At 33.0% G+C, this 19,397-nt stretch carries 23 protein-coding genes; 9 read left to right on the forward strand and 14 right to left on the reverse strand.

What is annotated here, in order from left to right; all coding sequences use genetic code 11:
- From IGI65_RS11580 to IGI65_RS11605, 6 genes are all read right to left on the reverse strand, one after another.
- Positions 1-2,544 (reverse strand): pLS20_p028 family conjugation system transmembrane protein, encoded by a 2,544-nt coding sequence (locus IGI65_RS11580; RefSeq protein ID WP_412257987.1) that lies wholly within the window; start codon positions 2,542-2,544, stop codon positions 1-3.
- Entirely contained in the window at positions 2,531-2,749 is a 219-nt protein-coding gene (locus tag IGI65_RS11585; protein WP_412257990.1) for a hypothetical protein, read from the reverse strand. The genes IGI65_RS11580 and IGI65_RS11585 overlap by 14 nt, the downstream gene beginning before the upstream one ends.
- Positions 2,746-3,543, reverse strand: coding sequence for a helix-turn-helix domain-containing protein (locus IGI65_RS11590; RefSeq protein WP_412257992.1), 798 nt, complete (start codon positions 3,541-3,543; stop codon positions 2,746-2,748). The genes IGI65_RS11585 and IGI65_RS11590 overlap by 4 nt, the downstream gene beginning before the upstream one ends.
- Before the next feature lie 64 nt (positions 3,544-3,607).
- On the reverse strand, positions 3,608-3,739 hold the full coding sequence (locus IGI65_RS11595) for a hypothetical protein (RefSeq protein WP_412257993.1): 132 nt from the start codon (positions 3,737-3,739) through the stop codon (positions 3,608-3,610).
- Between the two features lie 44 nt (positions 3,740-3,783).
- Positions 3,784-4,068: a helix-turn-helix domain-containing protein gene (locus IGI65_RS11600; RefSeq protein ID WP_412257996.1), complete on the reverse strand. Its 285-nt coding sequence runs from the start codon at positions 4,066-4,068 to the stop codon at positions 3,784-3,786.
- 54 nt (positions 4,069-4,122) lie between these two features.
- Positions 4,123-4,323: a helix-turn-helix transcriptional regulator gene (locus tag IGI65_RS11605; protein ID WP_412257999.1), complete on the reverse strand. Its 201-nt coding sequence runs from the start codon at positions 4,321-4,323 to the stop codon at positions 4,123-4,125.
- 138 nt (positions 4,324-4,461) lie between these two features.
- Between IGI65_RS11605 and IGI65_RS11610 the strand changes: the two genes are divergently transcribed.
- Both IGI65_RS11610 and IGI65_RS11615 read left to right on the forward strand, forming a co-directional pair.
- The gene (locus IGI65_RS11610; RefSeq protein WP_412258001.1) at positions 4,462-5,190 is read left to right on the forward strand and encodes a helix-turn-helix domain-containing protein; all 729 of its coding nucleotides are present in this window, start codon (positions 4,462-4,464) and stop codon (positions 5,188-5,190) included.
- Positions 5,191-5,242: 52 nt separating this feature from the next.
- Positions 5,243-6,388 (forward strand): tyrosine-type recombinase/integrase, encoded by a 1,146-nt coding sequence (locus IGI65_RS11615; protein ID WP_412258002.1) that lies wholly within the window; start codon positions 5,243-5,245, stop codon positions 6,386-6,388.
- A gap of 954 nt (positions 6,389-7,342) precedes the next feature.
- On the opposite strand, the gene IGI65_RS11620 is transcribed toward IGI65_RS11615, so the two are convergent.
- The 8 genes from IGI65_RS11620 to IGI65_RS11655 all read right to left on the reverse strand — a co-directional run bounded on the left by IGI65_RS11620 (position 7,343) and on the right by IGI65_RS11655 (position 15,085).
- Positions 7,343-7,552, reverse strand: coding sequence for a bacteriocin (locus IGI65_RS11620; RefSeq protein ID WP_095006311.1), 210 nt, complete (start codon positions 7,550-7,552; stop codon positions 7,343-7,345).
- Positions 7,553-7,567: 15 nt separating this feature from the next.
- On the reverse strand, positions 7,568-7,786 hold the full coding sequence (locus IGI65_RS11625) for a Blp family class II bacteriocin (protein ID WP_077451851.1): 219 nt from the start codon (positions 7,784-7,786) through the stop codon (positions 7,568-7,570).
- 643 nt (positions 7,787-8,429) lie between these two features.
- On the reverse strand, positions 8,430-8,726 hold the full coding sequence (locus IGI65_RS11630) for a LytTR family DNA-binding domain-containing protein (protein WP_245812960.1): 297 nt from the start codon (positions 8,724-8,726) through the stop codon (positions 8,430-8,432).
- 893 nt (positions 8,727-9,619) lie between these two features.
- On the reverse strand, positions 9,620-10,138 hold the full coding sequence (locus tag IGI65_RS11635; RefSeq protein WP_438774194.1) for a PedC/BrcD family bacteriocin maturation disulfide isomerase: 519 nt from the start codon (positions 10,136-10,138) through the stop codon (positions 9,620-9,622).
- A gap of 16 nt (positions 10,139-10,154) precedes the next feature.
- Positions 10,155-10,292, reverse strand: coding sequence for a hypothetical protein (locus IGI65_RS11640; protein ID WP_180708227.1), 138 nt, complete (start codon positions 10,290-10,292; stop codon positions 10,155-10,157).
- Between the two features lie 456 nt (positions 10,293-10,748).
- Complete coding sequence (locus IGI65_RS11645; protein ID WP_438774195.1) at positions 10,749-11,507, reverse strand: LytR/AlgR family response regulator transcription factor; 759 nt, start codon at positions 11,505-11,507, stop codon at positions 10,749-10,751.
- Between the two features lies 1 nt (position 11,508).
- On the reverse strand, positions 11,509-12,822 hold the full coding sequence (locus IGI65_RS11650) for a sensor histidine kinase (RefSeq protein ID WP_245812947.1): 1,314 nt from the start codon (positions 12,820-12,822) through the stop codon (positions 11,509-11,511).
- A 91-nt stretch (positions 12,823-12,913) separates the two neighbouring features.
- Positions 12,914-15,085: a peptide cleavage/export ABC transporter gene (locus IGI65_RS11655; RefSeq protein ID WP_095006314.1), complete on the reverse strand. Its 2,172-nt coding sequence runs from the start codon at positions 15,083-15,085 to the stop codon at positions 12,914-12,916.
- Between the two features lie 378 nt (positions 15,086-15,463).
- Between IGI65_RS11655 and IGI65_RS11660 the strand changes: the two genes are divergently transcribed.
- From IGI65_RS11660 to IGI65_RS11690, 7 genes are all read left to right on the forward strand, one after another.
- Complete coding sequence (locus IGI65_RS11660) at positions 15,464-15,802, forward strand: hypothetical protein (RefSeq protein ID WP_438774196.1); 339 nt, start codon at positions 15,464-15,466, stop codon at positions 15,800-15,802.
- 52 nt (positions 15,803-15,854) lie between these two features.
- Complete coding sequence (locus IGI65_RS11665; protein WP_438774197.1) at positions 15,855-16,082, forward strand: hypothetical protein; 228 nt, start codon at positions 15,855-15,857, stop codon at positions 16,080-16,082.
- 21 nt (positions 16,083-16,103) lie between these two features.
- Entirely contained in the window at positions 16,104-16,301 is a 198-nt protein-coding gene (locus tag IGI65_RS11670; protein WP_438774198.1) for a Blp family class II bacteriocin, read from the forward strand.
- Between the two features lie 245 nt (positions 16,302-16,546).
- The gene (locus IGI65_RS11675) at positions 16,547-16,732 is read left to right on the forward strand and encodes a leucocin A/sakacin P family class II bacteriocin (protein ID WP_022795482.1); all 186 of its coding nucleotides are present in this window, start codon (positions 16,547-16,549) and stop codon (positions 16,730-16,732) included.
- A complete protein-coding gene (locus tag IGI65_RS11680; RefSeq protein ID WP_022795483.1) occupies positions 16,726-17,043 on the forward strand; it encodes a bacteriocin immunity protein in 318 nt (105 codons plus the stop codon). The genes IGI65_RS11675 and IGI65_RS11680 overlap by 7 nt, the downstream gene beginning before the upstream one ends.
- 631 nt (positions 17,044-17,674) lie before the next feature.
- On the forward strand, positions 17,675-17,893 hold the full coding sequence (locus IGI65_RS11685; RefSeq protein ID WP_022795484.1) for a hypothetical protein: 219 nt from the start codon (positions 17,675-17,677) through the stop codon (positions 17,891-17,893).
- Positions 17,894-17,928: 35 nt separating this feature from the next.
- Positions 17,929-18,954 carry a S41 family peptidase gene (locus IGI65_RS11690; protein ID WP_071865036.1) on the forward strand — a complete coding sequence of 342 codons (1,026 nt, stop codon included), beginning with the start codon at positions 17,929-17,931 and terminating at the stop codon, positions 18,952-18,954.
- Positions 18,955-19,397 lie beyond the last annotated feature (443 nt).

The raw sequence follows: 19,397 nt of genomic DNA on the forward strand, positions 1-19,397 counted from the left end.
TCATTTTTTGAAAAGACTATCGAAAAGTGGATTGGGCTTATCCGAATTATCTTGGAATAATGAGTTGTTCTCGTAAGTAAACCGTGGTTTTTTCTGCTCTTTTACTTCTTTCTCAACGGTTACTTTTTCGTTTTGTGTTCCTTTCCGTTCTTCAATAATATTTATTTTTTGTGTCATATCATCCAATTTAACTTCATTACGACTATCAGATACCCGATTTTCTCGAACGTCTACCGTTCTTGGTTGACTTGTTCCTCCGCTTTGCACGTTCTCACGAACATCTACTGTCCGGCTACCGCCTTGACTACTTGTAGTATTTTGTAAGTTTTCCCGAACATCTACCGTTCTTGGTTGACTTGTTCCTCCGGTTTGTACGTTCTCACGAACATCTACTGTCCGGCCACTGCCTTGACTACTTGTAGTATTTTGTAAGTTTTCCCGAACGTCTACCGTTCTTGGTTGACTTGTCCCTCCGGTCTGTACGTTTTCACGAACATCTACTGTCCGGCTATTGCCTTGACTACTTGTAGTATTTTGTAGGCTTTCCCGAACTTGCATATCTTTTAAGCCTGTATTTGCGCTTGTATGCCCTTCTGCTCGTTGCTTAACCATTTCCTCACGACTAAGCGCTTCAGGCGTATATTTCGCTTCTTGTCGCTTCTGGTGGATATATTCTTCTCTTGCTTCATTTGTTTCGCTTTCATTTGCTTTAATGATACGCTGTTTCAAGTCTTGTTGTAATTGAGATTGTGTTTGTTGAGTTCCTAAAGAACTACCATTTTGTTGCATTTCTCTCATACGTTCGGAACTTGATAAGACTTTATCAGGTGTTTTCGCACTATCTTGACGATCTGATAATCTTGTTGGAGCAGAAGTATCGTATCGGCCAGTTTCCTTCTCATTATCTGAAACTGACATAGGCTTACTGTTTTTCTTGATAGCTGATACAGTACCATCATCTAAGCCATCTCTAAAGCCTTTTCCGGCTACTTCAGCACCCCCACGGACATCTTTAAATGGTTTTGTCGCTTTTTCAGTAGCCATTGACATGCCATCTGAAGCAAGCCCTGATATTCCTCTCTCACGAGCGTACCCAAGTGCTTTCCCTGTTTTATTAGCTTTTTGAGATAAAGATTCTCCAAAGTTCCGTTCTGGTTTTCGTTCTTCACCATCAATTGGATCATTGCTACCGATACTTTTTCCACTTTTAGCACGATTGGTAAGACCCGAACCTTTTTTCATCAGCATTGCGCCCATACCGAATGCTGAAGCAAGTTGTCCGTATCCTTCTTTCAAGCCAATATCAACACCAAAATACCGCATTACTGTGCCACTACCTTTAATCAATACAATCACGGCACAAATATAAGCAATTGTTTTTATAAAAATATTGGTTGAAATACCTTGCCCTGCATTTAGAAAATTGATGAACATAGCGAACATTGATAACCCAAAACCTTGAAAACCGACCGTCAAATAGCACTGTAAAATATCTGATAACACTAATTTTGAGCGCTGACCTGTTTCTAAATCTGTGGCAAATACTAAAACTCCCAAAACTCGTTTAAATGCCAATTCTAAAATTGCGGTAATAATCACAAAAGCGCTAAAAAGATATGCAATTGCCAAAGCTATCAGGCCAATTGAAATACCCCATAAATTTGCTTGGTAGCGATAATAACCCGACTTTAGTCCCTCAGAAAAAGTAGATAAGAAGTTATCCGCAAATTTTGTTGCAATAAATTCATTATCGGAATTTTCAACTAATTCATAGCGTAAATTGTCAGCGATTGGGTTTTCTTTTTCTAATTTATCAACAACTTTATCTGTCAACACTTGTGTAAGATCCGTTTTCCAAAAATTTTCTTTTGTTAAATTATTCCGTTCATTCGTTTTATCAATCACTGAATACTGATCTGTTTTATTGATATAAGCTAAATCTGTCACTCCCTGTTCAATCAACGACCACGCCACGCCTTCATCCGAATCTGTAACCGTAGTTGAATCATTATAAAAGGTTTTAGCAAATTCTATCCCACTAGAAATCAACGTTGGCATTAAAAGAATCAATGCAATCGACATGGCAACATTCATTCCAACAGATTTTAGATCAACCGTTCCTCTACCTGTAATCATTTTATAACCAATAAAAATAAGTGAAAGCACCATCAATCCAACAACAATGGTATTCAGAACGGACTGGTAAATTTCATCTAAACCGGTACTTTCAACAAAAGTGAACAAATCTAAAACATCGGGAATCATATTTTGAATTCCATCTACGATTGCGAACATTGATTTTATAACAGACCATCCTATCCACAATCCAAACTGACTGTAAAGATTTCCGTTATATTTTTTTAAGTATGGTTGATATACAGGGTTATTCAAAAATTCTGTCTGATTTTCTGTATCATCGAACCAATTAAAAACACTGGCATAAGCAATATTACCGGTGAAAACAATGATAAACATTAAAACAAGTATGCTCATGGCTAACCAATTTATTTTCCTAACAGCAATCTTTTCTTTAACTATTTTCATTGTTACCTCCCTCAACCCATTTGCTGAGACTGTCAGAGAGTTTCTGAGCCATTTTTTGATTAATTATGATATGGGTTACACAATTGTCATTTTCAGCTCTTAAATCGAGAACTATAGTGTTGAAGCAGATACTCTCGATTAACTCAAGAGCATCTGTGTTATGATCAAGACAGTAAATCTTATCTACTAGATGATTTTCAATCATTTTAAATCTCCTTCTAGCCAATTGTGCAATGGAATTACTGGCAGTTCTCTAATCCCGAATACTCGTTTAAACTGACTTGTAGTTTCTATATTTTCTAAAAATTGACTTTTATATCTTTTTCGAAGTCCATTCAAAAAGTAAATTGAATAATCGTATAATCCTTCTTCAGTTTTTGATTGAAAAACGCATGCTTCATGTTGTTTTATAATACACTCAGCAATAAGATACTGATTATTTCCATATAAAAATTCAATGATTTTTCTGATATCTTCTATATCTACGCTAGCGTTTTTCAGATAGTAATAAACTTGCAATAATTTTTGACCATCTTCTTTGTTTTTTTCATAAAGAAAATAGATATTATCGTAAATATTTTTTCTTATATTATCCTCTTCTTCATTAATTGTATTATTAGATGTATTATTCTCTGTTAACTTTTCTTTACTAGGGGAGTTAACTTTTGTTAGCGGGGTAGCTAACTTTTCTTTATAAGGGGTGTTAACAATTCTTATTATTCTTTTAGCTACCTCTTTCGAATTTTCTTTATATATAACTTCTCTCGAAATGTAGCCATTTGTTTCTAAAGATTTAAGCCATTTTTGAATAGATACCCTGCTGACGCCGTACAAATTTTGAAAATACTGTGTTTTCGCCCAGCAAAATCCTTTTTCATTGCATAAAGCAGTGATTTCACCATATAAAAGTTTCGCACTTGGAATTAAGTCTCGGTCATATCTAACATTAGCGGGGATGATAGCATAGTAATTTCTTTGAATCTTTTGTTCATCACTCATATACTTTCTCCCTATTTTTAAAGTATTTTAAAATGTAGTCAAATAAAGTTTTCACAGAACTTTATTATTGAGTGTTCTTCCGGTCTGCAAACTGTAAGGAGCACTCTTTTTCTGTATATTCACCTTTTATTAAATCAAATAGAAAATAAATCTTGATTTCTTTTAAACTCAACTTTGCTTCTTCATCATCGTTCAAATAGTCACTTCCTTTTTCATATCAAAAGCACGCCACGCAACTTTTTATACTTCATATTCTTTGATAAACCTTGCTAATTCTTCTTTTCTAATAAATTTACAATCGTTGATAGTACTGACTTTCAATCCTTTTTCATGTATAAATTTCTTTAATGTACTTCTACTCACACTTAAATATTCACACGCTTCTCCCAGTCTAAAAATCTCTTTATTTAGACTAGTTTCAATTCTAACCTGATCGACTGCTTCTTTTGCAACATGATAGAAATATTTTCGTAATTCTTGATCTAAATCTGGTGGTAGTAAAACCTGAAAACTTTGTTGCTTCATTTCATTGTTCCCTCCTTCAGCAAACGCGTTCTTTGCATTTCTTTGCTAAATAGATTAAAAAAAAATATCGTCAATTTTTACGTTTGGCAACTTATTTTGAACCAATTTTTTAAAAATCAATTTTTCTTTATCTCTAAAAGGAATTATACCCCGCTCTTTTAAAGAATACGATTGTCTAGTTATCTCAAAAATATCCGCTAACTGTTGCTGTGTTAAATTACATATTTTTCTATATCCAGCAATTTTATTATTCATTTATTTCACCTCCTTATTAAAATCTTTGTATTTCTTTGTTTTGTACTCATATTGTAATATACACTGTTGAAAAAATCAATACACAACTTTGCATTTCTTTGTCCCCTAATATATAATATTCTTCAGGAGGTGAAGTATATGTATTCTCCTGAGGAAGTAGGACTCAGAATACGTAATATTCGAAAAAACTTAGGATTAAGTATGTCTGCTTTTGCAAAAAAAATTGACAAAAAGGCTAAAAGCGGAACAGTAAGCAACTGGGAAACGGGCAAAAATTTACCTAATAATGAAAGATTAAAAAGTATTGCTGAACTAGGAGATGTCTCTGTTGACTTTTTATTGACTGGAGATACGACACAAACAAAAGAGTATATATATGGTTTGATTGAGAACATAGTTTTAAAACAAGGAGACATTTTCGAAAGATATCATAATTATAAAGATGCCCATTCTAATCCTACTTTAGAGACACTTATTGATTCATATATTTCTTCATTTAGACTAGGTAATAAAGAGATATACAACTATCGTATTTCTAAATTAACAGACAAGGTTTTTGAACGCGTAATTATTGCTAATATTAACGATGAAAGAAGAATAGTTGGGAACATATATAATGAATTACAAAAAGAAATAGATTTATTATCAAAAAATACTAGCTCCGTAAACAGAGAAGTCTTTAATTATTTAGAAGTTGCCTTGGAATTGATGGAGTCTGAGTTAATAGAAGCAAAGAAACTTCCATCTACACAGATTTCAAAGGAGTACCTTACACAAGCTCAAAATTTTATTGAAGAGCTAAAAATAATTAAAGAAAGTAAACAAAATTATTTTCAAATGAAGTTTTCAGAAGATGTATCAAAATAATTTATTAAATTCCTATCAAAAGCACGCCACGCAACTGATAGGAGGAAAAATAATGGCAACAATTAAACAATATGAAAAGAAAGACGGAACTAAAGCATGGATGTTTCAAACCTACCTTGGAATCAGTCCACTAACTGGTAAAGAAGTCCGTACTACACGTAGGAATTTTAAAACAAAAAAAGAAGCTCAAATCGAGCTTAATAGACTACTTGTAGACTTTGAAGAGAATGGACTTAAAAGGGAAACCAACGAAACTTTCCAAGAAGTGTATACTCTCTGGTATGAAAGCTATAAAACTACTGTAAAAGAAGTGACTCAATTAAAAATTGAGATTAAGTTTAATAAATGGATTCTTCCAAAATATGGGCAGTTTAGAATTAAAGAAATTACTACAAAACATGTTCAGAAGATATTGAATCAGTGGGCTAAAACAACAGATCAATATAAAGTCCTACATTCTACTGTGAGCCGTATTTTCAAATATGCAATGACTTTAGGGCTAATTACTAAAAACCCCTGTGAACTTGTAATCATGCCCAATAGAAACATTGAAAAAAAGAAAGATACTGTCAAAATTTATTCACGGGATCAACTAGAAAGTCTCTTCCAATACTTGGAATCAAAAAGAAGCACCTATAGAGCCGACTACGATAAAACGCTACTTCGCTTTCTATTTTTTAGTGGTTGTCGAATTAGCGAAGCTTTAGCTTTAGATTGGTCAGATATTGACTTTGATTCAAACACCGTCACTATAAACAAAACCTTAAGCCAAACAAAATATGGGTACAAAATTTCAAGTCCAAAAACGAGAAATAGCTATGGTTCCCTATCTTTAGACAATAAAACCATTAATTGGCTAAAGAAATGGCAAATCAATCAAAAAAGATATATGTTAACCCTCGGTATTACTGATCCAACAATGATTTTTTGTGGAATATACAAGGAAATCATTACTAAACACGCTATTTATTCTCGTATGATCACAATCTGCAAGAATTCTGGTATTCCATTTCTTGGCAACCATGTAACTAGACACACTCATGCTAGTATGCTGTTAGAGTCAGGCGTCTCTATGAAGGAAGTTCAAGAACGTCTTAGACACTCATCAATTAAATTAACAATGGATACTTATGCTCATCTAACTAAAGAAACGAAAGAAAAAACCGTAGAAAAACTTGCAGAGCACCTAAATTTCTAGTGGAACGTATTCAATCTCGTATTCAATTCAAAACACAAAAAAGCTGAACCCTTATCCATCAAGGGTTCAGCCGTCATTTTAAGACTATTCTTCTTCTTCAGCCATGAATGATATCTACGAAGCAGTAGACATCATTCTATGGAATATCAATATTTTTAAAAGCAGAGAGAACCTTCAAATATCACTAAATAGAACTAAAAATCAAAAGAATGGCATTCAAATTGGCATTCAAAATTGGGGCACATAGGAAAGTAATATAGAGAAATTTTAGTTCCAACACTTTCAAAAAGACTTCATTTATCTGAGGTGTTCAAAGAATTAGGCATTAATAATGAGTTCAATACTTAAACCTCATGTAGTGAACATTTTCGTGAAGATCTATATGCCAGTCAATATGCAGATGTCTGAGCTTTTCAGATATACGGATTAATTATTTGTTTTAATCTTTTCGAAAAAGTACCATTTTTCAGAATAAATTGAGGACGAGATATTAATCTCATCCTCTACCAATTAAATTGTATTTTGATTCTTAATTGTACTGATTCGAATTAGTAATTAAAAGACTTAAGATCAGCTAATGTAGTGTTAACATTTTTGAAAACTCTCGGCAGTAAGGGCATTCTTTATAGCCAACCAAAATTCAATATGAATCATCACTTTTCAGTAGATTAATTAGTTCAGAATCATTTACTTCCTTAATCTTTACAGATTGTTATAGGCCTTCAATTTTATTTTTAGTCTATTTTAATTGTAGATGAATTTCCATAGAGTTATTCTTTTGAACCTGTTGATTTTGAATTACATAAAATAAAAATATTTACTAATATAACAAAGCCTAAAAATAGAAATTTCGATAACACTCTTTCCCCATTCCATATTTTAGAAAAAATGACAAACATTACTATGTTAGTTATTGAAATGAACCAGTCTTGAACTTTTATTCCAAAGATTTTCTTAGGCACCTGTCCATGCACCGAAACCAGCTCCTAGCAAAGCACCACCTACCCCACAAGCAGCCATTGCATATGGTCCACCAGCCGAACATATTTTTACACCTGCGGTTGCTCCTGATAAAGTAGTACCTAAAATTCCTACTGCACTACCTCCCCCAATTGCTTTTAATTCCTGATTAGAAAGATAAACTGTGCATACTTTTTCATTCATAGTCAAAACACCCCTTTATTTTTTTGCATCCCAACCAGCGGCAGCACCACCGGCTACAGCACCATACAGTCCACCAACAACACCACAAGCAGGTCCACAAATCGCGGTTCCTAATCCTGCACCTCCAGCAGCTCCTGTAGCTAACCCACCAACAACTTGTCCTAATTTACTCCAAGCACTACCCCCAATTACTTTTTTGGTATCTTCAACTGACAACATCATTACTTTTCCCATTCAAAAAACCTCCAATTTATTATTTTCACAAGAAAATTCTAGCACAGGGAACATTACAAAAAATAATTTTATCATGAAATAACTAAAATCAATCTTGAAAAATACAAGAACGATAGTAGTATCAAGTAATTAAACTCTCAACTCACAGATCAAATCATGAATGTTACGGTATGAGACATTAACTATTTAAAGTAGTCTTTAACTTTATTAAACAAATCTTGTACTGCATTTTTCCCTCCCGAAAATATTGATCCACCACTTGGCGCTCCCCTCTGATAGCTTTTGCTTCTTGCTTCGTAAGCTTCTTCTTATTCAATATGTAATCACTCCTCTTAATTAGTAACTAAATTATATGACTCTCCATATAAGAAGGGATTAAATTGTCATAACATCGTATTTTTTTATCTCAAAATCTAAATTAAGCCATATGAACATATTTTTTGAAAAAATGAAACTAATTTTAATATATTCACTATAACAAAATTTAACACTTGCGATATGTACAAGTATGTAAAATTCGTTTTGTATACAACAATTTTTACATCTTTGTATTCATATGACTGAAAAATGGCAAAAAAGCATCTAAAAACTCACCGAATAAATCTGCGAGATTTTTAGATGCATACTGATAAAGCCTAATCAACTAATTATGAAACATTTTTTTCAATAGCTTAGTTTTAACAAGTGGAAAATTACATGAGTATTCCTCTGGAAATATTATAGTGCGAGATTTGTAATCAATTGATTTTATTTGATGTGGATTGATCAAAAATGATTTGTGTACACGAAGCAATTCAGGATACTCATCTGTTAAATCATCCATCTTTCCATAAAATTCATACATAATATCCTCACCATATAGAATTAATTTATGGGGGGTTGGAGAAGTTTCGATGAAATAAATAGTCGAAATATCTACTCTGATACTTCTTGAACCCATCAAAAATGATAAATGTCGTTGGTTCGGTAAACGATCAATAAAAGTTTTTTGGTGACAACTATTTAGTACTTTTTGAATTTGATTTTTTTCAGTCTGACTATCCTTCACGATATAATTTAATGGTGATATCTGTCTTTGTAGGGTCTTTATTGCTAGTTCCTGATGTGAAGTAATAAAAACAATTTGTGCGAACTCGTTATCACTTCTAATTTATTGAGCAATATCGATACCATCAAGATACGTACCGAGATCAATATCCAAAAAGAATAAACAATTGGTAATACTATTTTTTTTCAGATATAGAAAAATATCATCCGGATCTGTAGTTGCGAAAATGAGCTCCATATCATAATCATTGATCATGATCCAGTTTTCAATCACAGACTTATAGTATTGAACTAATGATGAATCATCATCACATGAATGATATCTACGAAGCAGTAGACATCATTCTATGGAATATCAATATTTTTAAAAGCAGAGAGAACCTTCAAATATCACTAAATAGAACTAAAAATCAAAAGAATGGCATTCAAAATAGCATTCAAAATTGGGGCACATAGGAAAGTAATATAGAGTAATTTTAGTTTCAACACTTCTAAAGTGACTTCATTTACCTGAAACGTTCAAATAATTAGGCATTAATAATGATTTCAGGACTTAAACCACATGTAGTGAACATTTTCATGAATATCCAAGTTTCAGCCAATATGCAGATATCTGGGCTTCTCAGATATACGTATTAATTGTTTTTATCTTTTCGAAAAAGTAATATTCGCAAAAAGTAACATTTTTCAGAAAGATGATTCTTTCAAAATAAATAGAGGACAAGATATTAATCTCGTCCTCTACCGATTAAATTGATTTTTCATTCATAATAGTGTTGCTTTGAATTAGTAATTCAAAGACTGAAGATCAACTAATGTAGTGCTTGAGCCAATAAACCCATTTACTGGAATCTGATGCTCGATTCTAATAAATGTTGGAGTATATAGAAGTCCAATTTTTTCATTAAAGAATGATAGCATCAATTGTTTGTCTTCACTTGATAACGTTTCACCATATTTTTTTTCTAAATTAACATAATAGATTGGCAATTTACTAGTCTCTTTGAATTCAGACAACACTTTTGATAACTCTCGACAGTACGGACATCCTTTATAACCAATCAACATAAAATATGAATCATCACTTTTCAGTAGATTGATTAGTTCTGAATCATTTACTTCCTTAATACCAGATATATTTTGTAGATATTCTTCTTCTGTTACATTTGTCGCATTTTGATGGTCAACCTCAGTGGAATTTGTGCCAGGACTATTCTCATCTGCATAGGAATTTTGCGGAGCAAATGACAGCCCAATTGTAATTGAAAATAATAATGCTATTAGGGGTAAAAATTTTTTCTTCATTCTTCTCTCTCCACTTCTATTTAAAAAAGTTCTTTATTGCATTTAATACGTCCTGGGCGACATGAGGACCGCCAGAAATGAAATCAATTCCTCCAGGAGTTCCTCCTTTTATTTTTTTCAACTCTTCTTTTGGTAATGTTTTTCGATTTGTCATATGAACCACTCTCCTTCTAATTGATAACATTAGTATATTTTTATCTTTGACTATTTAGTGGCTTATATCCGGAAATCAACAATTTGTGTCTTGAAATGAATCCCTATTTTGAGTTCAAAAGATGATTCTTTTATAATTTTCCTCAAAAGATAATTCCGCAATAGAAAAAAACTCAAGAGCGAAGGTTCTTGAGTTTGAAGGTTCTTGAGTTTTTCAATCTATTAATCTATTACAGTTTAATGTTAAATCGCAATTAGCTATTCGAATTGAGATTATCTAAAAACACCAATAGATACTAGGTAATGTATTATGATTAAGAGACCTGAAATTTAATATTATCGAAAAATTACAAGAATAAATTACAATCCACCACTAAATTGTTGCAGCATCATTTAACTAAATTCGCTGATTATTCCTGTTTATCGTCCTATCAATCGTTATAGCATAGTAATGCACCTATTTACGATTTGATCTTTCAATGCTATCTAGGGTTTTTCTTAAGATTTTGTTTTTAGCCAATGGAAACCTACAAGAATACTCGTCTGGAAAAAATATCATTCTACTCTTATAATCTACAGAAATTACTTTTTTTGGATTGATCAAAAACGACTTATGAACACGAAGTAATTCAGGATATTCTTTTTCTAAATCATTCATCTTTCCATAAAATTCATACATCAGGTTTTCGCCGTATAATATAATTTTATGAGGCGTAACCGACGTTTCTAAGAAATAAATCGAAGTAATATCTACTCTAAAATTCCTTGCACCAATCATAAAGGATAGATGACGTTCATTGGTCCTATTGTCTACAAATGTTGACTTGTGGCGTCCATCTAATACATTTTCTATTTGTCCTTTTTCACTTTGTTCGCCCTTAACAATATAATCTAACGGTGCTATTTGTCTTTTTAACGTCTCCATTGCCAATTCTTGATGAGAAGTGATAAAGACGATTTGGGCGAACTCGTTATCAGTTCTAATATGTTGTGCAACATCAATTCCATCAAAATCTTTTCCAAGATCGATATCCAAAAAGTATAAACTATTTGTTATCTTGTTTTTTGATAAATACAAGAAAATATCTTCCGGATCAGTCGTTGCTAAAACCAATTGCATATCATAATCATTGATCATGACCCAATTATCGATAATTGCCTTGTAATGTGACATCAATATTATGTCATCTTCGCAGAGAATAATTGGTAATGTCATATTATTCACTCTTTCTTATAGTTAGTGTAGAAACAAACATTCCTAGATTTGAGTAATGTGCCAGATCAGCTTGCTTGGTTGCAGTAATGATATCCTGTGCATTGGATAAGCCTAGCCCCCTGTTCTTTCCCTTTTTGCTAAACCCTACTTTTTTCATCTCTGATAAAGAAGGCAGCTTGCCAAGGAAAGAATTTTCAATTGAAATCTCAAGCGAATCGGTGGAATCAATGAACAATATGTTCATTTTTTTTTCTTCTGATTCAATTGCTGCTTCTACCGCATTGTCGATTAATATACCTAAGATTCGGATAAGTTTTATTTCATCCATATTGATATTTGCCATAGGAAAAAGACATTCAAAATTTACCTCAATGCCAGATTGTTCTGCGTGGATTAACTTTGCTATCATCAAAGATTTTACGGAGTCTACATTTAAGTTGCTTAGTCCTGAAAAACGCATCACACTGTTATCTATCATCTGATGAGAGTAATCAATCATTTTATTTAAATACCCTTCATCGATCGCAGATTCATTTGACATTGCCTTGAGACCTAGTAGCATATTTTTATAATCGTGACGAAATTTACGCAATTCCTGATAGTTTCTTTCAATGTCCGCAGTATATACTCGCATCATTTCCATCTGTTCTTTCAGGTTGCTCAATTCAGTTTTTTCGTGATTCTTTTTCAAAGTAAGATAAGTAAAATACATTGTAACCGAGAATTGAGTAATTAAAAAACTCATCATTACAATTTGAAAAATACCTAGAATCTGCATCCTTCTTAATACTTCGCCAAACAAATAGACAAAAGTCAAAAATATTCCCAGCTGCATACAATATATCTTTGCTTCTTCGGAAGAAATTGAACGGCTCATTACCTTTGATTTTATTATCAACGCAATAATAATTGACAGAATCCAATCAATTCCGATCAAAATAATTACTAACGGAAGTCCTCGTTTATTCAATACGTTGAATTCGAGTTTAAAGATTCTGGATACAATGATGGATGAAAAGAGTGGCACTATGCAATAAATTGTTAAAGAAAGCAAGAGACCCAATAACTCGGTAAATTTAGCTTCTGGTTCCTTTCTCCAAGACCTAAATCTTAGTATCATAATTAAAGAAATCAATGCGATTCCAGTCAAAAGTGCATCTGTTACTGAAAGTAATGTGAGCGGAAAAAGGAATATAAGTAGAAAAAAATAGAATGATTTTTTTCGAATATTTGTTAATAACCCAATCATGAATAGAAACAGCAACAGATCAAATAATTCTTTAAAGAAATACGAGAAAGAATCTACAAAAACCATATAAACACTTCCCTATTATTTTTGATATCTAATTATAACAAGGATCAATAAAAATAGGCAGAGTGTTTAAAGTGATCTATATTGTTCTTTTTTAAGCAATTGCCATCATTTCCCAAAGCTCTTCATACGTCCCATGTAGTGCTCTTAATTGGGTATGTGTTCCCGATTCGACAAGTTGCCCTTTATCTAAGACAAATACCTGATCACAATCTTTTGCAATGGATAAGTGATGCGCGATGAACAGAATGGTTTTACTCTCTAGGTTCATCAAATTTTCAATTATTTGATGCTCTGAGCGTGTATCTAAACCGCTAGTTATTTCATCGAGGATGAGTATTTCTGAATTCTTTAACAACGCTCTCGCAAGAGCTAAGCGCTGTTTCTGACCCCCTGAAAGATTGCTGGCACCTTCTTCAATAGGAGACTGGTATTGAAGGGGCAGCCTTTCAATGTATTCTTTTATCTGAGCTATTTCACATGCCCAAATAATCTGTTCTTCCGTGGGTTGATAGTCTAAACCAAAAATTAAGTTTTCAAAGATACTGCCACTAAAAAAGAAGGTTTCTTGTGATACATACCCAATCTTATTTCTCAAATCGATTCTTGGAATATCTTGAATAGATTTTCCTTGAATTTCTATTTCGCCTTTTTGAGCAGTATAGAAGTTCACGAACAATTTAGCTAAAGTCGATTTTCCTGATCCACTCATTCCAACGATTGCTACTTTCTCATTTGATTTAATTGAAAAGGAAAGATCATTTAGAACGTTTTCATCAAATCCATATGCAAAGGATAAGTGCTTTACTTTGATTAATGGCTCTTTCGTAAACAATTCAACATTATTCGTTTGTTGACCGGTTGGTTCACCCATCGATTCTCGATCCAGAAAGAAAACTTCATTTAATCGATCGTTAGCTACTTTAGCTGTTTGAATCTTTACCTGAAGATTGATGATATTTTGCAAAGGTGTTGTGAAGAAAGACATCAGGGCATTGTAAGTAATCAATTGCCCGATAGACAAGCTCCCTTCGATTACTAAGTACGTACCTACCCACAATAACGTAGTAGAACCTATTACTTGAAGTGCCGTTTTTAGGTTCGATTGCAGGTTATCAAGATTCGCATTTTTAAATGACTTATCCATCATCTCTTTGAATTGACTCTGTACTTTCTCAAATACTTGATCTGTCGCATTAAAGGACTTTATTGTCTCTATCCCCTTCAAACTTTCAATAATCTGAGAATTGACTACAGCACTAGATTCCATTTGCTCTTCATTTGTTCGATCAAATGGTTTCATGAATAGAAAGACGATTAAACCGTAAATTGGAAGTGTGCTGAAACTAATTAAAAACAAAAGACGATTTTGTAAAAACAAAGCAGTTCCAATAAATGTAACCATGGATACATCTAAAAATAGGGATAGTGTGGCATTTGCTAAGGCATCGATAATTTTGTTGGCATCTAAAAATCTTGAGACAATCTCCCCTGATTTTCTTGTTGAAAAGAAGTTCATTGGTAAATTCAAAACATGATTGAAATACTTCAGCATAATCGAAGAACTCAGCTGTTGTCCTAACCTAATTAAAAGATACTGTTTAAAATACTGGAATAGTGTTTGTATCACATACATTGACAAAAGACCTATTGAGATGATTTCTAATAAGTTAACAGATCTTGAAGGAACAATTCGATCAATTATCACTTGAAAATAATAAGAACCTATGATGCCAAACACAGTTAATATAAAAGAAAGAAGTACAATACCGGCAATTGTCTTCTTATGACTTGCCAATAACGGAACAAAAGAGAATAAACCATTGGATCTATCTTGTATGGGATGATAATTCTCAGTAGGAGTAGTAGTTAATAAGATTCCTGTCCATATCGAAGAAAATTCTTCTGGCGTTCGTTCAATTTTTCCTTTAGCCGGATCAGCCAGAAGCAACTTCCCATTTTTCATTCCATAAACGACAACGTAATGGAAGAATGCTCCATCAATGATTACGTGAGCAATCAATGGATAGGTCACGTATTCTTCATTCCAAATTGATTCATCAGTTTGAAAAACCTGCGTTTGAAATTGGAAATCATTTAATGCTTGGACTAATCCAAAAGCTGAGGTACCTTGGCTGTTTGTCCCTGACATTAAGCGTAATTTACTGATAGGAACGCTCGTATCATAAAAATTTAGGATCATAGAAAGACAGGCAACACCACAATCTTTTTCATCATGTTGCTTAATCAATTTTATTTTTCTCATTGTACTTACACCTTCTCTAGCACTTAATATGGTGTAAATATACTTGTATTCACAGAATATTATTCCGAATTGTCCTGAAATCTCTCATTCGTATCCTAAAGTGAATAGAACTGCAGCTGAAACGAAAATAAACAAAAATTACACTAAAAAGACACAGATGAATAGGGTCGTTTACATTTCAGTACAAAATATTATCATCTTGAGACAAATTAAATTAAAAATTCAATTCGAATGATATATTTTTCTCGTAATAAAAATTATATGGGAAGTTTTACTATGAAAAATGTTCAAAGTTTAAGCAAAGAAGAATTGATACTTCTAGTCGGTGCAGGACAAGACTGGATTTCACAAAAATAAATCTTTATAAGGAGGATGACTATGCCGAAGAACGAAAAAAAGGATCTCTTTTTAACTGCTTCTATAGCGATAATTGGGTTGACAGCAATATACTTTTCAAATGTATTTTTGAATAGTTTAGCGATGTCGTTTTTATTAATCGGCATAATAGTCTTAACTACTCTACCAGTTCAAATCAGAAAAAAGAAACAGCGCAGATTAATTACGGATTATTTAAATAGAATCGATACTACTTTACAAAAAAATATTTATGAAGCTACTCAAGTCACTCCGAACCAATTAAAAAATTATACTGTACTAGGAACTGGTATAGCATCTTCTAAGCTTTATACAATTGAAGAAATCATATCAAAGATGTAGATTTGAATACAATTTTCTCGTACCAAAAAATAAAAAATGGGGTGTGTTTGTTATGAAAATAGGGGAAAAATTATCAACTTTGGAAATGAAAGTCGTTCAAGGAGGTGGCTCTTTTAAGGATCTTATATATGCTATGGGTGGCGGAGCTGCCGGTGGTGCAGCGGTGGGAGCGGCAATTTGCGTACCAACAGTAGTTGGTTCTCCAGTATGTAGCGCTTTAGGAGCAATATACGGTGCAGTAGCTGGAGGATTTACAGCTGGGCTTGATTCAAAAAAATAAAAGTAGATTGAGACGAAAAAAATGAAATATGAAACATCAGAATTGCACAATTTAAAAGATATTACAGGTAGTGGAAAAGCTACTAATACATTAACCTGTGGCTTAAGTGGTGCTGCAACGGGCGTAAAGTGGTGTACTGCTGGAGGACCGTGGGCTATGGCTGGTTGTGGTGTAATTGGAGGAATTATTGGAGGAGTTATCGGCTATAATGCTCCTTAAAAAAGGCAATGAAATAAAAGAACGGATGGAACCAGTAGATATTTTTGTTCTAGTAATTACATTTAGCTTATTCTTCTTTATTTTAAAGCCATATAAAAATACAGGGTCGCTAACTATTAAGATAGTTATTTTAGCAGTTGTACTACTTTTAAATATTCATTCAATTACAAAGAAAAGCCCAAAATAGTATCGCTAGCTTAAAAGTGATATTTCAAATAATATAATTTGGAAAGAAGGAATAGAAAATGAAAAACGTGGAGAAAATCTCATTAGTAGAATTAAAAAAAGTAACCGGAGGAGCAACTTACTATGGTAATGGTCTATACTGTGATTCAAAGAAGTGCTGGGTTGAATGGGGAATTACTGGAGGCTGTCTAGCCCAGTACGCAATTGGAGGCTGGCTTGGTGGGGCGGTGCCAGGAAAATGTTAAATCAAAGGGAACGAGCAGCACAGAAAATTATTCATGATCTCTTCAACGATCTTGAAAAAAGCAAAGATAGCTCGTTTAAGGATATTCAAGATGTGTTAATGAAAGTCTATCAAAAACTTGACGATCCTAAGATTGAGCAGGCCCCACTGGTCAATCGGCTCGTGAATTACATTTCGTTTACTGCTGTTACAAAAAAGCTCAAGTTTTCCTCTATGCAAAATGAATGGATAATGGAGCTAAGTACCATTGGAAGGAAAGCCGGGTTGAATGGAGTTTACCGATCAGATTATGGTGATAAAAACCAATTTTAAATCATGGAAAAAGCAGTAGGTTAAAGAACTGAAGTGCCACCGAGCTCACAGTAGAAATTCATCCAATCTCTGATTTAGCTCCCTGCTTGACTGCCTACAGCTCTGCTAAAAAAACATACTCTCCTTTCCCATCTAGGTATTCTTGAACAATTTCCAATTTGAATTCAAAACTATATTTAGACATAAAAATACCGACCCCAAAAGCCTAGATTTTTGGTCTAACTTTTGGGGGGCGGTTCAAATTATCTATTTTTTTATTTTTAGGAAATAATTGGAAAAACGAATTGATAAAATAAATAAGATATAACTTGCGACGAACTGTAATTTCAAAAAATCACTACTTTTAGTGGTAGAAAAAAGTATGATGTCTTTTTCGATTATTTTCATCAATTACTATATTTCAAAGTAGATTTTAACTCATATACGTTCTCTCACATATCGTAGATTTTCAGAGGTTTTATTTGATTCTAAAGAAACAATCAAGTTGCTAATCTATCACGACAATTTAGAAAAGAACCACTTTTTACGTTTTAGGATAGTTTTTTTTGTCTTGAGATAAAAAAACAAATAGAAAAGAAATCAGTAGTATCTTGTATATGTAACATAAATCTTTTTAAGAGGGAGTTTTATTATGCAAAACTTGAAAGAACTAAGTCATTTGAAATTGACTAAAATCAGTGGGGGTGGAGTTACACCTCCCAAAGGTGCCTTTTTTAATCCCGATGGGAAAACTAATCCTTACGATATGGCATTAGGTGGCACTACCTATCCCCATCAAGGCGCCTGCCCAATTGATTCCGATACACTTGGTTACATCGGTGGCGGTCAGAACCTTTGTCGTAAAAGATAGAATCATCTGTTTAATTTATCTGTAGGAGCAGCATTATGCGTATCAAAAAATATCTAAGTTTTATCAGCGGTATCGGGATCATTATTTTTGGTTCTCTTTCTCTATTTTGGATACATCCGAAATCAATTGATTCCCGTGGATATGAAATTTTTTCTACTCTATCACAATACGAAATTATCAACGATCAACCCACATGGAAAACTATTTCAAAACTAACTAGTTACGGGAAAAAAATAAATAATGTAGATGATTGGAATGGGTTGCTTTATAGTATCAATAAACATAGCTCTTTAGTGAAAATTACTTCTGATGAAGAGTTTCAAACATTCGAAAATAGTAATTTCCCTACAATCTCAAAATATAAAAACTTGACAATCATCAATATTCCAAGTGCATACAGTCCAGACGATAAGAACTTTTTAGAAGATTATGCTTCTACACTTGCTAAACTGATTAATCACGCATCAGGAAATATTGTTTTAAATCTATCTAATAATCACGGAGGCGCTCGAGAACCAATGATTCTTGGTACCAGTTCTTTGATTCCTGATGGTGTACTTTTTAACGAAATAGACAACCACAGAAATAGATACCCTGTATTATTAAAAAATGCTCAACTACTCGGAGGTATTCCTGGCACTATCAATACGTTATCTACATCTTGGCTTCCTTCACAACAAGAAAAAATCTTAAATCAAAAAGTCGCTGTTATAACAAATGATAAAACTTCCAGCGCAGCAGAAAGCCTTATACTAGCACTACGAAATAATCCTAACGTAAGAGTTTTTGGCCTCCCATCCGCCGGTTATACTTCAGTTAATATGAATCGCTTTTTTTCTAATCATAACTCAAAGGAGCTTTGGTGGCTTATTTACACCGTAGGGTATTATGAAGTTAACTTCCCAATAAATGGACAGTGTATTTTTAATAACCAACCCATTCCTCCAGATTATAAGGTCGATTTTTCATTACTAAAGGATAGTGATCAAGATCTTCTATCTTCTCAAGGAACAGATAACTTGTTAGAAACTATTAATAATTGGTTTGTTTCCGACTCCTGATGTATCTGTAGATCCAAAACAAAGATTTTCTATATTAAAATCAGAAACAAGGGTCAGAATCCCTATTTGAAAAGATAGAGGGTTGCATGCTCCTTGTTTCTTTATGGTTTAAAAGATAGAGTCTAAGGAGTTTTCTTTTTTATTTACCCAAATAGTTTGTTCTATACAATATTTTCCTAGCTTCTCGTAAGGGAAAAATGAAGAATTTTTTAGGCTCTCCAATCATTTGGATTATTTTTCAATTGATTCTTATCATCTTAATCCGATTGATTCCCATTCAACCTAGCATTTCTTCCAATAATCTCTAGTACAACAATACATTTAATTTGCTTGGTAGTAATTTAGCCTTAATTCTTTTGTCATGTACCTCACAAATGGAGATAAATTAGCTTAAGGCTAGACAATACCCAAATAGAGCCACCACCATTATTTTAGTAATGACT

Origin of the sequence: Enterococcus sp. DIV0755b (genome assembly GCF_051713765.1) — a bacterium.
Taxonomy (GTDB): domain Bacteria; phylum Bacillota; class Bacilli; order Lactobacillales; family Enterococcaceae; genus Enterococcus_C; species Enterococcus_C canintestini.